The sequence below is a fragment of the Pseudomonas sp. NIBRBAC000502773 genome (assembly GCF_006517195.1).
Taxonomy (GTDB): Bacteria; Pseudomonadota; Gammaproteobacteria; order Pseudomonadales; family Pseudomonadaceae; genus Aquipseudomonas; species Aquipseudomonas marginalis.
Genome location: NZ_CP041189.1, coordinates 6,125,355 through 6,139,449 on the forward strand (window position 1 = coordinate 6,125,355; position 14,095 = coordinate 6,139,449).

A 14,095-nucleotide genomic window follows, 5' to 3' on the forward strand; every position below is an offset into this window, starting at 1 on the left:
TGACCCACCAGCAGCGTTACAGGTGGTTTTGACCCGTGTCGCTGTTTTAGTATTGTTGTCGGCAGTCGGCGTCTGGTTCCACGCCGAGATGTTTTTGTTTATATGAGCTGTCGGAAACTGCGTTTTTAATAGTGTTATTCTCTGAAGCGGGTCGACCGGTATTCTCCGGTTATTGAACCTGTGATTTCCTGCGATGCCTGATGTCCCTGCACAAGGCCCATCGTGCATGCCTGTCCGGGGCTTTGGGCGCAGCAACGGGGTCTTCTTCAGTTTTTCAATGAATGTGTTGTGTGATCGTGCCGAGATGGCCGTTTCTTTGTGCTGCCCGCTCTGGCGGTCAGTGCTTTATTTCGATGTGGGGGCGTTTCCTTGGCAGTCAGTAATCTGGATATGCACGCGTTGTTCGTGCTGGGTGATTTGCGCGCAAAGTTGGTCAAGCAGTTTCAATCCCGTTTTGTTTACATCACCGAGCAGACGCCGGAAGGTATCTATATCGCCGAAATCGATACCGAAGCGGCAATGGTTGTGGATGACAAACCCCGTCTGGAGCTCAAGGTGGGCGACCACTTCCGTGCTGCGGTATTGCCCAGTCGCGAAGGTGGCAAGTTCGAACTCAAGTTCCGCGACATCAAGTTGACGGTGTATGGCTTGGGCGACTATGCCTTTGTGTCCTCGCCCGAGGGCCAGGGCATCGTCTTCAAGGAAGGCCACAGTGTGATGCTGGTGTTTGCCGCCAATGAACAACTGCAGGAAGGCCTGACCAAGACCCTCAAGGCCGTGACCGGCAAGGCCGCCAAATGGCGCAAGGGTGAGCTGGTGACGTTCAAGGCCAGTGAATAATCGGTAAATACTGCGAACATCTCCTATCTCCCGGAACCTCTACTACAGTTGAGTTGACTTAACTATTCAGAGGCTTCGCGCATAGACAGCAAAGCCGTTCGTTGTTTGCTGCGACATCGCGAGGTGCAAGGGCATGAAAGGATTGAGAACGCTGTTGGCTGCATCGCTGACGACCCTGGGTCTAGCAGTGGCTTCGCTGCCCGTTTCGGCCGCGCCAGCGCCGGTGCACTTTGCCGACCTGAACTGGGAAAGCGGCAGCCTGATCACCGAAATACTGCGGGTCATCGTCGAGAAGGGCTACGACTTGCCCACCGACACCTTGCCCGGTACCACCATCACCCTGGAAACCGCCCTGGCCAAGAACGACATCCAGGTCATCGGTGAAGAGTGGGCCGGCCGCAGCCCGGTGTGGGTCAAGGCCGAGGCTGAAGGCAAGGTGGTGGGCCTGGGGGATACGGTCAAGGGGGCCACTGAGGGGTGGTGGGTGCCGGAGTATGTGGTCAAGGGCGACCCGGCCAAAGGCATCAAGCCCCTGGCACCGGACCTCAAGAGCGTGAAGGACCTCGCGCGCTACAAGGACGTGTTCAAGGACCCGGAATCTCCCGGCAAGGGGCGCTTCCTCAACAGCCCCATCGGCTGGACCTCGGAAGTGGTCAACAAGCAGAAGCTCAAGGCCTATGGCCTGGATGACAGCTACGTGAACTTCCGCAGCGGTTCGGGAGCTGCACTGGATGCCGAAATTGCCTCGTCCATCCGTCGCGGCAAACCGGTGTTGTTCTACTACTGGTCGCCGACGCCGTTGATGGGGCGCTACAAGTTGATCCAGCTGGAAGAGCCACCGTTCGATGCCGAGGCCTGGAAGACCCTGACGGATGCGGATAACCCCGATCCGAAGCCCACTCGGTCGTTGGCATCCAAGCTGAGTATTGGCGTGTCCACGCCGTTCCAGAAGGAACATCCGCAGATTGCCGGGTTTTTCGAGAAGGTCGAGTTGCCGATTGGGCCGCTGAACCAAGCCCTGGCGACCATGAGCGAGAACCACACCGCGCCCCGGGAGGTGGCCCAGGCGTTTCTCAAGGAGCATCCTGAGGTGTGGAAGGCCTGGTTGACCGAGGATGTGGCGCAGAAGGTCGAAGCCAGCTTGAAGTAAGCACGGCGCTTATTGCCGAGCGGAGATCAAAAATAATGTGGGAGAGGGCTTGCCCCCTCCCACATGTTGTTTGCAGTGTCGCTTCAGAATCTGGTTTGCACCGCCAGCTCGAATGTCCGTGGCGCTCCCAGGTAATACGCCGGGGACACATGGGCAAACTCGGCATACACCTCATTGGTCAGGTTGCGCACCCGGCCGGTCACCGAGGTGTGTGAATCCACCTGATAGCGCAGGAACGTCCCGAACAGCGTGTAGGCCGGCACCGTCTGGGTGTTGGCATTGTCCGCATACACCTCGGCGACGTAGCGCGCATCCACGCCGCCTTGCCAATCCTCGGCAAAGTCATAGGTCAACCACAAGTTGCCGACGCGCCTGGGCACGTTGGTCGGTGTATTGCCCTTGCGCGAAACCACCGCGCCACTGGCGATTTTCTCGTTGAACTCATCGTATTCGGCATCCACCCAGGCGACGTTGCCTTCCGCCAGCAGCCTGGGCGTGATGCGCAATGAACTGGCCAGCTCGATGCCCTTCGATGACTGCGCGCCGACCGGGATGCTCGTGGTCGGGTCCTGCGGGTCGGTTACGGCAAAGTCCTTGCGTTCGATCTTATAGACAGCAACGGTGGCCGAGCCACGGCCGTCGAGGTAGTCGAACTTGCTGCCCACCTCCCATTGTTTGCCGGTCGACACATCGAACACCTGGGTGGTCGTACTCGGTTGCTCGGCGGCGGTGCTGTATTGCACGTAGACATTGGCCGATGGGATGAACTGGTAAGTCAGGCCGACGCGACCGGTCACCGGTTCCCACCGGCGCTTGAAGTGCCGTGGGTTGGTGGCCGTGATCGCACGGTGGTTGGTCACATCGAGGTCGATGGCGTCGTAACGCAGGCCGCTCAGCAGCGAAAGTTTATCGGTAAGGCCCAGGCGGTTTTCCACGAACAGCGCCTTGGTGGTGAGCTCACTGGTCTTGTCCTTGCCAAAGTTCTCCCGGGTACGCGGGATGTCGTAGAAGTGCCCGGGGTTGAAGCCGTTCGGGTCCACGGTGCTGTTGCCCGGCACATTCAACGGCGTGTTGGTGGTGCTGTTGACCTTGTACTCAAAACCACCGGACCAGGTGGTCGACAGGCCGAACAGACGGTCGTCATGGCGCAGCTCGAACTGGTTGCCGTGCTGTTCGCCCTGGTGGCGCACTTGGTAGGCGGTCGAGCGGTTTACCGCACTGTTGCCGGCGTTGTATTGGTAGGTTTCCAGGTTGCGGTAATCGCGCTGGCTGTCGAGGTGGTAGAGCGTATTTTTCAGCGTCGTGCTGTCGTTGATCCGGTAGTCGATGATCGAGCGCGCCCAGATCGTGCGCTGCTCGTAACGGCCGTCGGCGACGTTGTAGTTATTGAAACGGTTGTGTTTGTCGATCTTCAGCTCGCCGGCCTTGGGGTTGAGTACCGGCGTGCCCCAGTAAGGGCTGTCTTCCTGTTCATCCTGGTATTCCAGGGCCAGGGTATGGGACAGGTCGGGAGTGAGGTCGCTGAGCAGGGAAAACGCCAGGCTCCAGGCCTCACGCTGGTCGCGGTCGATGTAGCTGTGGTTGGTGTTGCGGCTCACGTCCAGGCGCGCGTAATGCTGCACGTCGGCGCCGGGCTCGGTCAGCGCGTGATTGACGCCGAATGCCATGCCGGTGGTGTCGTAGCTGCCATAGGTGAGCTGACCTTCGGCGGCCTGCTCCTCACGGGTGGCTAGCTTGGTCACGTAGTTGAGCGAGCCGCCGACGGAGCCGGCACCGTTGATCAGGGAGGAGGGGCCGCCCACCAGTTCCACGCGGTCATAGATCCAGGCGTCCACTGGCCGGGCCAGGCCGGTGGCGACATTGATACCGTTGAACATCTGGGTGATCTGGCTGCTGGTAAACCCACGGTAAGAGACAAACCCGCCAAAACCCGGCGGCGCGCTGGCGTTGACGCCGGGCAGGGTGTTGGCGGCATCGCGAAACGTCTTGGCGCCATGGCGTTCGATGTCATTGCGGTTGGCAATGGCAACCGACGCTGGGGTTTCCCGCACGCTCAGTCCCAGCCGCGACGCCACGCCGCTGGATTGATCCAGGGTAAGACCGGGTTCGGCAGTTGATTCGCCATCAATGGTGGTCGGGGCCAATTCGAGGGCCCAGGCGCAGACAGGCAGGCAGCCGAACAGGCCCGCCAACAGGGGTAGATGTTTCATGGTTGAATCCTGAAAAACTTGGCTTGAAAACAACGCACGGCCGTCCGTCATTCCGTGTGGAACCGGCGGTCAGTGCAGATGGGAAAGCAAAGGGATCAGGCGAAGGCGGGTGGCGCGCGCGGGTTAGCCGTGGGCCAGGTGAAGCGGGCAGGGATGTCAGCGGCCAGTACCACGGCCGGCGGTGGCGCATGGGGTTGTGGCAACACCGCCACATTCAGGCTGGAACTGAGCGCCGGGCCCATGCCGCCGGTGGAGCACAGCGGGCAACCGAACGCCTTGGCCAGCGTCGGCAGGTTCTCATCGCTGGAGTTGGACGGCGTGGGCGCCTGGGTACGCGGGTCGACGGTACAGAACTGCCCGCCGATGCCATTGAGCTGCATCCCCACCATCTGCCCGTGACCGATACTGCAGGCGAACACATTGAACAGGACGCAGCAATAGAGCATCCAGGCAATGAGCGAGCGGTCGGCGCGGGCGAGTTTCATGGGGCGGCACTTTACCATCAGCCGCCGACGAAATGCCTGCAAAAAATCCCAGGGCGACTATCCTGTCTCGCACCTTTCAGGGAGAACCCGCCATGAGCTTTGTCATCGCACGATGGATCGTCGGCGTTTTTACCTGCATCAGCATGGTGCACCTGTACTGGGCTGCCGGCGGCAAACTCGGCAGCCTCGCCGCCATCCCCCAACTGCCCGGCGAATTCGCCAGCGGGCCTCGCCCTGCATTCAAGCCCTCGGCGCTGGGGACCTTTCTGGTGGCGATGGGCTTGGTCGGCATTGCGCTGCTGGTGTGCCTGCGGGCCGGGCTGTACTTTTCGGCGGTCTCCCATGCGGCGCTGCAATGGGGAATCAGCGCGATCGCCCTGCTGATGTTTGCCAGGGCGATTGGGGATTCGGAGTTGGTGGGGTTTTTCAAGAAGGTCGGCGGGTCACGGTTTGCGCGGTGGGATACGTGGTTCTATTCGCCGTTGTGCCTGGCGTTGGGGGTGGGGTTGTTGGTGGTGGCGTGGGGTTAATGAGGGAAACACAACACACCGATCTACGCCGCTCAAATAAAAACTGCTCTCATCCTTGCCCGATTTGCCGAACTGGCCGTCATGGTTAATAGAACCTCTATTACCCAGGATTTCCCATGTCGCGCCTTGCTCGCCCCTTGCACCCACTGGCCCTGTCAGTGGCGTTGGCTTTTGCCGCCGTGCCGTTGCTGAACGTCCAATCCGCCTTCGCCGAAGAAAGCCGCAGTGCTGTACGCGGCTTCCAGATTCCGGCCGGTGACTTGAGCCAGGCGCTCAACAGCCTGGCCGAGCAGGCGGGCCTGGTATTGGCGTTTGATGCGAGCCTGGCACGCGGCAAACGCAGCAACGGCTTGAGCGGGCAGTACGCCACCGACGTGGCGCTGACCCAGTTGCTCGCCGGCAGCGGCCTGCAGGCGCTGAAGCTCTCGGCCGACCGCTACCGCCTGGAAGCCATCCCGGATAACGGCGGTGCCATGCAGTTGCAGGCCACCACCATCAGCGGCGCGTACCAGGCCGAAAGCCCTACCGGGCCGGTGTCCGGTTATGTGGCTACGCGCAGTTTGTCGGGCACCAAGACCGATACCGCGCTGATCGAGACTCCGCAGTCGATCTCCATCGTCACCAAAGACCAGATGCGTGCGCAGAACGCCGAGAGCCTCAACCAGATCCTGCGCTACAGCGCCGCGGTCATCCCGGAAACCCGCGGTGCCACGGCGTCGCGTCTCGACCAATTGACCATCCGCGGGTTTGCCCCAGCCACTTACCTCGACGGCCTGCGGATGCCGTCGAGCCGTGATGCCTTGCCGCAAAAGGATGCCTTTGACCTGGAGCGCGTCGAAGTGCTGCGCGGCCCGGCGTCGGTGCTGTACGGGCAGGGCACGCCGAGCGGAGTGATCAATATGGTCAGCAAGCGCCCGCTGGATACGCCGTTCCATGAAGTGGGCGTCGAATACGGCACTTTCAATAAAAAGCGCACCACCTTCGATTTGAGCGGGCCGATTGACGATCAAGGCGTGTATTCCTACCGCGTGGCGGGGCTGTTCGACGATGCCGATGGCCAGGTCGAACACACCGAAACCCGTCGCCAGTCGTTGTCCAGCGCGTTCACCTGGCGGCCGGACGAAGACACCTCGCTGACCTTGCTCGGGCATTTCCAGAAGGACCCCAAGGGCGCGTCCTACGGTTCGGTGCCGGCCTGGGGCTCGGTATTGCACAGCCCGACCGGGCGCAGCATCGACGTGGACTTCTACGACGGCGAAAAGAACTTCGAGAAAAGCGATCGCGAGTACTACTCCATCGGCTGGGCCTTCGAGCATCACGTCAACGATGTGTGGACGGTGCGCCAGAACGCGCGTTACCTGCGCAGCGAAGGACGGTATCGCAGCCTCTACAGCAACTACCTGATGGCGGATTACCGCACCATTCGACGTTCCACCATTGCCAGTGACGTCGACATGGATGCCTACACCCTCGATAACCAGGTGCAGGCCAGATTCGACACGGGCCCACTGCAACACACCCTGCTGATGGGGCTCGACTACCAGAACACCAGCACCGACACCCTGTTGGGCTCAGGGACGTATACCGCCGGGCCGACCCTGGATATTTTCAACCCGGTCTATGGCGCGGCCGTGCCGGTACCGGCGTACACCACCGACGGTACGTCGCGCAGCGAACAGACCGGGGTCTATCTGCAAGAGCAGATGAAGTGGGACAAATGGGTGCTGTTGCTCGGCGGTCGTTATGACTGGGCCAGCACCGACAGCACCACCAAGACCCTGCGCACCGGGGCCAAGAGCCAGTCCTCCCTGGACAGCAAGGCCTTTACCGGGCGTATTGGCCTGGTCTATCTCTTCGATAACGGCCTGGCGCCGTACGCCAGCTATGCGGAGTCGTTCAACCCGCAGTCGGGCACCGGTTACGGCGGTTCGGTGTTCAAGCCGACCGAAGGCAAGCAGTATGAAATCGGCATCAAGTACCAGCCGCCGGGCAGCAACAGCTTTATCACCGCGGCGATCTTCGACCTGCGCCAGACCAACGTCCTCACCACCGACCCGGACCCCACCCACCTGTGCGGCAGCGGTCGCTGCCAGAGCCAGGACGGCGAAGTGCAATCCCGTGGTTTTGAACTGGAAGGCAAGGCCAGCCTCAATGACAACCTGGACATCACGGCGGCCTATGCCTACCTGGATAACCGCATCAGCAAGTCCAATAACACCGTGCGTTACGCTCCCATCAGCGATATCGGCGTAGGCCCGGCCATCAACGCCGAGGGCACCACCACCTATGCGGTACCGCGCCACACGGCGTCGGCGTGGGCTGACTACACCTTCCATGATGGCAACCTCAAGGGCTTCGGTGCAGGCGCGGGTGCGCGGTATGTCGGTTCGTCCTGGGGCGATACCGCCAACACCCTGAAGGTGCCGGGATACACCCTGTTCGATGCAGCGGTGCACTACGACATCCCGAACATCGCCAACCTCAAGGACAACCTGCGCCTGGCCCTGAACGCCACCAACCTGGCGAACAAAGAGTACGTCGCGTCGTGCTATTCCTACTCGTGGTGCTGGTACGGCTCGCAGCGCACCGTGCAGGCAAGTGCGACCTACCAATGGTGATGGCACGACGATAAGGCAATTTAATGGCCCCTTTGTAACAAAATTCTCGCCAGAATCGCTTTTATTTTCAGGTGGTTAGGTGAGGAAGCAAATGCGCACTGTTGGAATCATGCTGATCGCCTGCTCCCTGGCCGGCGGCGCGGCTGCCGTGCAGGCACGGGAGCTGCGCGAGGGTGACAAGTACATGTGCAGTTGGGGCGCCGGCACGGCCGCCAGGGCCCAGGAACTCAAGCTGTCGGGGGTGTCGCTGTACGCGGCGCGGCAGAAGATCCAGACCATCAAGTTCAGTAAATCCTGGATGCGCATGATGGCCATGGGCATCACCGAACAGACCTATGACAGTCGTTCACGGCTCAAGCCCGAAGCGATTCGCCAGAGTTTCTATCAGGATTGCGTGCGTTACAAAGTGGCACGCAAGTAATCGAGTGCAGGCTTTACAAAACCACGACAAACCGATGTTTCTATTTGCATACAATTGCTCCCTTGGTAGAGGAGGCAGGTATGCACACGCTTATTCGCGCCGCGACGCCGGTCCCGGGAGGGTGCTGCCCGAGGCGCTCCAGGTTTGCTGTCAAAACAGAGCCGGGCAGGGTAAGCCCGTGACCCCGGCAACCCCCCCTTCATCCAACAGCCTGCGCTATTTTGCGCTTGGCGTGCTGTGTGTCGCGATGTTGCTCGGGGGCTATTTCATGCAGCTCAACGCCAAGGCGGATCGCCAGCGCGAAGAAGCGGCCGAGCGTTTGGCACTTTGCCGGCAGGTTGAGCGGGTCGCCAGTGTGGCCACCTCCGCGGGTCTGGAACTTCGCGATACCTGCAAGCAATTGGGGGAGAGCGGGTCGAAGAGTGTCACGCCGCCTTAACTAATAACCCTTTTTTATAAGTGGAAATATTGGCGGTAGTTGCACCAAAAAGTGGCACTTATATGCGTCGCCACCTTAAAAAACATGTGGTTATTTAAGGACTTACAATGCTTTTAATCCGACGAAAGGATATAAAATTTTCTTGTTACAGCTTTTTACACTGGTTACTATAGCCGGGCGTTCACCTCCCACGGTTTATGCATTTTTAAATCCCAAGTTTCCATCAGCTACTTGGGATTTTTTTTGCCTGGAATTTAACCCCCGGCGTCAAACTTCACCTTCTGCAAACTCCGCACGCATCCGCCCGTTGCGTTTGGCCCGGTAGAGCAACTTGTCGACATCTTCGACAAAACCCAGCATCGGGCTGTCGGGTTTGACGATGCGCGTACCTACGCCCAGGCTCAGGGTCAGCAGGTTCGACACCGCTGAAAAGCCATGATCGATCTGTTGTTGGCGGATCAGGTGCAGGCAACGTCCGGCGACCTGTTTGGCCGACGCCGCGTCGGTTTCCGGCAACAACCACACAAACTCCTCACCGCCGATGCGAGCGATGAAGTCCCGCGGCCGGTTGGCGGCCAGTGACAGGGTATGCGCGACCTGGCGCAGGCATTCGTCGCCCTTGATGTGGCCATAGTGATCGTTGTACTGCTTGAAAAAATCGATATCCAGGATGATCAATGACAGTGGCAACTGGCTGCGCTGGGCGCTGGCCCATTCGCGCTCGAGCACAGTGTCGAACATGCGTCGGTTGGCGATGCCGGTCAGGCCATCCTGGTAGGAATATTCCTCGAGTTGCTTTTGCAGGCGCACCAGGTGTTCTTCGGTCTTCTTGCGTTCGCTGATATCGAACATAAAGCCGATCAGCGCCTCGACTTCACCGTCCTTGCGCACCACATGCACCACGTCGCGGATCCATACGTAGTCGCCGTTCACCGTCAGGGCCCGGTAATCCGCTTCATGGTCCACCCCGGCACGGGATTGCGACACGCAGAAACTCACCACGTATTCGCGGTCATCGGGGTGCATGCGCGAGACCCAGTCGTCGACGCTGACCCAGCTTTGCGGGGTCCAGCCCAACAGCGTTTCGATCTGCGGGCCGATATAGCTGAAGGTCATGCTCTGCCAGTCGATACGCCACGGGATGGCCTTGGTCGACTCCAGCAGCGTGCGGTATACGTCGCTGTCGGGCTGGCTCGGAGGGGCAATGCTCATGGTGGACGGCTCGAATGATGGCTAAGTGCCCAGAGCGTCGTGTGATCGACGCTGGGAGTCAAGCGCTTGCCGAGGCAGCAGACGAGAGGTCGTGTGACGGGCATGGCGGCGGCCAGCTAGCCAATAACAGCATGGCTGGGCGCATCCACTGCGCCGTAGTAACGCCAGCAGCAATGACGGTGTTCCGGCACGATCACGCAGCCGCTGAGGCTGACGATCAGCACAGCGGCAACCAGCAGGGTAAGTCGACGGTACATGGTGTTTCCTCTTGGGTTGGCCGGGGTTAATCCTTCAACGCGGCGACCGGCGAAAATCCGTCGCAATCCTTTCAGACATTTCATCAAGCCCCGCCAACCCCTGAGCAATACTGGTCTCGCCCCCTGCTGAAAAAATCTGCGCAGCCCGCGACGGATTTTTGCGCACGCGCCGTTCAACCCATCAGCAACCTGCACTTTCGCGGGTTGCATGGAGGAGTTGCCATGAGAGCCCTGGCCACATTGCGTTTAACCGTGCTTGTTCCGCTGGCCTTCGCCGCGTTTGTCAGCACCCCGACGTTTGCCCAGACCGACATCATCATTCAGCAGGCGCCGCCGCCTCCACGTGTGGAAATGATCCCGGCCGAGCGCCCCGGCTATGCCTGGGACCGGGGCCACTGGCGTTGGGAAGGGCGCGGTTACGGCTGGGTGCCGGGCCACTGGCAGCCGGTAATGCGCCATGCGCGCTGGGAGCCTGGCCATTGGGAAGCCCATGGCCCGAACTGGTACTGGCGCGAAGGGCATTGGATCCGCTGACCCCTGACCCTTGGCCCTGAGAACTGCCCGATTGAAAGACACTGATCCGGACGTTGAGCTGCTGGCGCGTATCGGCAATAACGAACCTGCCGCCGTCAACGAAATGGTGACGCGCAAGCTCCCGCGTTTGCTGGCGCTCGCCAGTCGGATCCTGGGGGACGCCGACGAGGCCAAGGACGTGGCCCAGGAAAGTTTCCTGCGCATCTGGCGCCAGGCCGCCCACTGGCGCAGTGGCGAGGCGCGCTTCGACACCTGGTTGCATCGGGTCGCGCTGAACCTGTGCCACGACCGCTTGCGGCGACGCAAGGAGCGCCCGCTGAGCGAAGAGGCGGCGGTGGAGGTGGCAGACAGCTCGCCATCGCCTGAAGAGCAGCTGGAGACCCAGGACCGCAGTACACGCATCGCCGCCGCGTTGGCGGCCCTGCCCGAACGCCAGCGCGAAGCCATCGTGTTGCAGTACTACCAGGAGCTGTCGAACATTGACGCCGCGGCCCTGATGAATATCAGCGTCGAGGCACTGGAGAGCCTGCTGTCGCGGGGCCGACGCCAGTTGCGCAGCCAACTTGCCGATACACCCGGGCTCGCCCGCCCAGGAAGGGGAACATCATGACACCCGAACGCTTTGTGTACCTGGCCGACGTCTATGGGGCGGACCTGCGTCGCTGGCCCGCGGCAGAACGGGCAACGGCCCAGGCGCTGCTCGACAACGGCAACGTCCATGCCCGTGTAGCCTTGCAGCAGGCGCGTTGGCTCGACAGCCAGTTGGACAGCCATCAACTGGCGTTCCCCGACCCGGCGTTGGTCCGGCAGATCCGCCAATCCGCCCCACGCTCATTCTGGTCACGCTATGCCAACTGGTTATCGCCCGCCGGCCTTGTCGGTGCGGGCATTGCCGGCATCGTCACCGGGATGCTGGTGGCGTCCATGAGCGTGCCGCTGCCGATGTTGTCCTCCGACGTGCTGCCCAGTGTCTTTGATCAGGGCGACGCGGAAGTCGTCTTCAGCGTCAACGCCGAGGAAACCGAACAATGACCGCCAGATCCCTGAAACCGTGGTTGTTTGTCTCGATCCTGCTCAACGTATTTTTGATCGGTGGGGTGGGCGGCGGTCTCTACCACTGGATGGCCAACGCCCGGCCTGCCGAAGTGGTGGTTAACCAGCACGGCCTGCGCCAGGCGATGGTCAAGTTGCCGCCGGAGCGGCGCAGGGAACTGCGCCAACTGCTGCGCCGCAATCGCGACGACAGCCAGCCGCTGATCATGGCCGGGCGTGAGGCGCGGCTGGGGGTGATCAAGCAATTGGAAGCGCCGACGTTGAAGCGTGATGTGTTGGAGGCGCAATTAGCCAAGGCGCGTGAGGCCGACGCGGCGCTCAGGGCCTTGGTGGACGGCACATTGGCGCAGTTTGCCGAAACCTTGACGTGGGACGAGCGGCAAAGGCTGGTGGAAGCGTTGTACTTGCGGGGGCAGGCAAACACACCGCGAACCGGAAGGAAGCAAGCCGCCATTGCGAGGGATTAAATCAATCGAGAGCGTAAGCAAGAGCCCTTTCATGGAACTGGATATTCTGACAAGCCACAGAGATAGCGCTCAAAGAAACCCCACATTCCGTTGGGTAGAGTAAGAAGGTAGGAACGATGACCGATATCTCTAAATTAGCTGGCTCGCAGTCACCTGTTGCACAGTCCAATTCTTTAGACGCGATTGCAGATTTCGGAGGCGCGCAAACGGACGGCATGGCTGAGCACATACGAGTGAAACGCCCGGAAGCAGAATCCGCAGCGGCAAACGCTCCGTCTCAGATCTCTTACTGAGTTTTGCTTTCAGCGGCGTGACGAAGCTGCCACGTTCGTCAAATCCTAAGCGAATGGCGGGGTCAAGCTAGAATTGCGCCATCGCGGGCAGCGTGCTGAATTACAGGCGACGCAGAAAGGATTTGACGATGTGCCGCGTGGCGTCGGTGGTGTCCAGTTCGTCCACGGCGCTATAGGCGTGCCACTGGCAGTCGACGATTTCGTTCAGCGGCCGTGCATCCGCGATATTCACCACCGAGGCTTCAAATACATGGTGCACGGTGTCGCGGGCTTTAAGCTCCTGCAAGTACAGCAGCCCGTCCACGTTCAATCCGGTTTCTTCTTCCAGCTCCCGTTCGGCCGCACCGACCGGGCGCTCGTCCCGTTCCACCTTGCCGCCCGGCAAGGCCCATTTTGACCTGGCCTTGCGCACGAAGAGGATATGCCCCTCGTGTTCGCAAATGACCGTTGCGCGTATTTTCATCGTCTGTGCCCCCGCAGCGGGATGAGTGTCATAAAAGTGTAATGCAATTGTCATGCTAAGTGGTTATGGCGCGCCGCGGTGGGGATGTGGATACTGCCCGATTGATGAAAACGGACGAGGAATACAGATGAGCAGCGTACGTTGGGGCATGATCGGGTGTGGCAGTGTCACTGAATTGAAGAGTGGACCCGCTTTCTACAAAGCGCCAGGTTCGGCGCTGGTGGCCGTGATGGGGCGGCGCGAGGAAGCCGTGCGCGATTATGCATCGCGCCATGGGATTGCCCGTTACTACACCGACGCCCAGGCACTGATCAACGACCCCGAAGTGGACGCCGTGTACATCGCCACGCCGCCCGACAGCCACCTGGAATACAGCCTGATGGTGGCGGCGGCCGGCAAGCATTGCTGCGTCGAGAAGCCGATGGCGCTGAACGCCGAACAGAGCGCGCTGATGCAGCGCACTTTCGAGCGTGCCGGGCTGCACCTGTTTGTTTCCTACTACCGGCGCTCGCTGCCACGCTTCCAGCAAGTGCGCGCGTGGCTACAGGACGGGCGCATCGGCACGTTACGCCAGCTGACCTGGACCCTGTGCAAACCGCCGGCCGCCGAGGACGCCAGCGCCGCCAACTGGCGCACCGACCCGGCCATTGCCGGTGGTGGCTACTTTGCCGACCTGGCCAGCCACGGTTTCGACCTGTTCCAGTACCTGGCCGGGGATATTGTCGAGGTCGCGGGCTTTACTGCACGACAGGCCGGAAGCTATGCCGCCGAGGATGCCGTGACGGCCTGCTGGACCTTCAGTTCGGGCGCGCTGGGCATGGGCTGCTGGAACTTCGTCGCCGACCGCCGTGAGGACCGGGTCGAGTTGATCGGCAGCCGTGGGCGCATCCAGTTCTCGGTCTTCGAAGACCAGCCGCTCCACCTGGAGGGCGAGACCAACGAGGTGCTGGAAGTGCCATGCCACCCGCATATCCAATGGCACCACGTAGTGGCCATGAACGCGCATATTCGCGGCGAAGCCGAGCATCCTTCGCTGGCCATCGAGGCGTTGAAGACCGATCGGATCCTGGACAAGGTCCTGCAACGTAACCCCAATCTGCCGGGATGATTTTCCCAGGAATAG

17 protein-coding genes are annotated in these 14,095 nt (G+C 60.9%); 12 read left to right on the forward strand and 5 right to left on the reverse strand.

Features of this window, described 5'->3' with window-relative positions; translation table 11 throughout:
- The first annotated feature begins 390 nt into the window (after window positions 1-390).
- Together NIBR502773_RS28085 and NIBR502773_RS28090 are read left to right on the forward strand one after the other, a co-directional pair.
- Window positions 391-840 carry a hypothetical protein gene (locus tag NIBR502773_RS28085; protein WP_065941180.1) on the forward strand — a complete coding sequence of 150 codons (450 nt, stop codon included), beginning with the start codon at window positions 391-393 and terminating at the stop codon, window positions 838-840.
- A gap of 133 nt (window positions 841-973) precedes the next feature.
- Window positions 974-1,990 (forward strand): ABC transporter substrate-binding protein, encoded by a 1,017-nt coding sequence (locus NIBR502773_RS28090; protein WP_141157503.1) that lies wholly within the window; start codon window positions 974-976, stop codon window positions 1,988-1,990.
- 83 nt (window positions 1,991-2,073) lie between these two features.
- Here the strand turns inward: NIBR502773_RS28090 and NIBR502773_RS28095 are convergent, their stop codons facing one another.
- Both NIBR502773_RS28095 and NIBR502773_RS28100 read right to left on the reverse strand, forming a co-directional pair.
- Window positions 2,074-4,200 carry a TonB-dependent siderophore receptor gene (locus NIBR502773_RS28095; protein ID WP_141157504.1) on the reverse strand — a complete coding sequence of 709 codons (2,127 nt, stop codon included), beginning with the start codon at window positions 4,198-4,200 and terminating at the stop codon, window positions 2,074-2,076.
- A 95-nt stretch (window positions 4,201-4,295) separates the two neighbouring features.
- On the reverse strand, window positions 4,296-4,685 hold the full coding sequence (locus NIBR502773_RS28100) for a DUF2946 domain-containing protein (RefSeq protein WP_141157505.1): 390 nt from the start codon (window positions 4,683-4,685) through the stop codon (window positions 4,296-4,298).
- A 92-nt stretch (window positions 4,686-4,777) separates the two neighbouring features.
- Between NIBR502773_RS28100 and NIBR502773_RS28105 the strand changes: the two genes are divergently transcribed.
- The 4 genes from NIBR502773_RS28105 to NIBR502773_RS28120 all read left to right on the forward strand — a co-directional run bounded on the left by NIBR502773_RS28105 (window position 4,778) and on the right by NIBR502773_RS28120 (window position 8,693).
- A complete protein-coding gene (locus NIBR502773_RS28105; RefSeq protein ID WP_065927938.1) occupies window positions 4,778-5,215 on the forward strand; it encodes a DUF3995 domain-containing protein in 438 nt (145 codons plus the stop codon).
- A 116-nt stretch (window positions 5,216-5,331) separates the two neighbouring features.
- Window positions 5,332-7,833 (forward strand): TonB-dependent siderophore receptor, encoded by a 2,502-nt coding sequence (locus NIBR502773_RS28110; protein WP_141157506.1) that lies wholly within the window; start codon window positions 5,332-5,334, stop codon window positions 7,831-7,833.
- Between the two features lie 91 nt (window positions 7,834-7,924).
- On the forward strand, window positions 7,925-8,254 hold the full coding sequence (locus tag NIBR502773_RS28115) for a hypothetical protein (protein ID WP_065941186.1): 330 nt from the start codon (window positions 7,925-7,927) through the stop codon (window positions 8,252-8,254).
- A gap of 178 nt (window positions 8,255-8,432) precedes the next feature.
- Window positions 8,433-8,693, forward strand: coding sequence for a hypothetical protein (locus NIBR502773_RS28120; protein ID WP_115486310.1), 261 nt, complete (start codon window positions 8,433-8,435; stop codon window positions 8,691-8,693).
- Window positions 8,694-8,960: 267 nt separating this feature from the next.
- Here NIBR502773_RS28120 and NIBR502773_RS28125 read toward each other — a convergent pair whose 3' ends face one another.
- Both NIBR502773_RS28125 and NIBR502773_RS30675 read right to left on the reverse strand, forming a co-directional pair.
- Window positions 8,961-9,905, reverse strand: a complete 945-nt coding sequence (locus NIBR502773_RS28125) for a GGDEF domain-containing protein (RefSeq protein ID WP_141157507.1) — start codon at window positions 9,903-9,905, stop codon at window positions 8,961-8,963.
- 116 nt (window positions 9,906-10,021) lie between these two features.
- Window positions 10,022-10,162, reverse strand: coding sequence for a hypothetical protein (locus NIBR502773_RS30675; protein WP_166655323.1), 141 nt, complete (start codon window positions 10,160-10,162; stop codon window positions 10,022-10,024).
- 222 nt (window positions 10,163-10,384) lie between these two features.
- On the opposite strand from NIBR502773_RS30675, the gene NIBR502773_RS28130 reads away from it, so the two are divergent.
- The 5 genes from NIBR502773_RS28130 (at window position 10,385) to NIBR502773_RS30680 (ending at window position 12,509) form a co-directional block, all read left to right on the forward strand.
- Entirely contained in the window at window positions 10,385-10,696 is a 312-nt protein-coding gene (locus tag NIBR502773_RS28130) for a YXWGXW repeat-containing protein (protein WP_141157508.1), read from the forward strand.
- A gap of 31 nt (window positions 10,697-10,727) precedes the next feature.
- Window positions 10,728-11,306 (forward strand): RNA polymerase sigma factor, encoded by a 579-nt coding sequence (locus NIBR502773_RS28135; protein ID WP_141157509.1) that lies wholly within the window; start codon window positions 10,728-10,730, stop codon window positions 11,304-11,306.
- Window positions 11,303-11,728 (forward strand): hypothetical protein, encoded by a 426-nt coding sequence (locus tag NIBR502773_RS28140; protein WP_065941190.1) that lies wholly within the window; start codon window positions 11,303-11,305, stop codon window positions 11,726-11,728. Before NIBR502773_RS28135 ends, NIBR502773_RS28140 begins: the two co-directional genes overlap by 4 nt.
- Window positions 11,725-12,216 carry a periplasmic heavy metal sensor gene (locus tag NIBR502773_RS28145; protein WP_141157510.1) on the forward strand — a complete coding sequence of 164 codons (492 nt, stop codon included), beginning with the start codon at window positions 11,725-11,727 and terminating at the stop codon, window positions 12,214-12,216. Before NIBR502773_RS28140 ends, NIBR502773_RS28145 begins: the two co-directional genes overlap by 4 nt.
- Window positions 12,217-12,332: 116 nt before the next feature.
- Window positions 12,333-12,509 carry a hypothetical protein gene (locus NIBR502773_RS30680; protein ID WP_168166840.1) on the forward strand — a complete coding sequence of 59 codons (177 nt, stop codon included), beginning with the start codon at window positions 12,333-12,335 and terminating at the stop codon, window positions 12,507-12,509.
- A 100-nt stretch (window positions 12,510-12,609) separates the two neighbouring features.
- Here the strand turns inward: NIBR502773_RS30680 and NIBR502773_RS28150 are convergent, their stop codons facing one another.
- Window positions 12,610-12,972, reverse strand: coding sequence for an NUDIX hydrolase (locus NIBR502773_RS28150; RefSeq protein WP_065941192.1), 363 nt, complete (start codon window positions 12,970-12,972; stop codon window positions 12,610-12,612).
- 127 nt (window positions 12,973-13,099) lie between these two features.
- Between NIBR502773_RS28150 and NIBR502773_RS28155 the strand changes: the two genes are divergently transcribed.
- Entirely contained in the window at window positions 13,100-14,080 is a 981-nt protein-coding gene (locus tag NIBR502773_RS28155; protein ID WP_141157511.1) for a Gfo/Idh/MocA family protein, read from the forward strand.
- Window positions 14,081-14,095 lie beyond the last annotated feature (15 nt).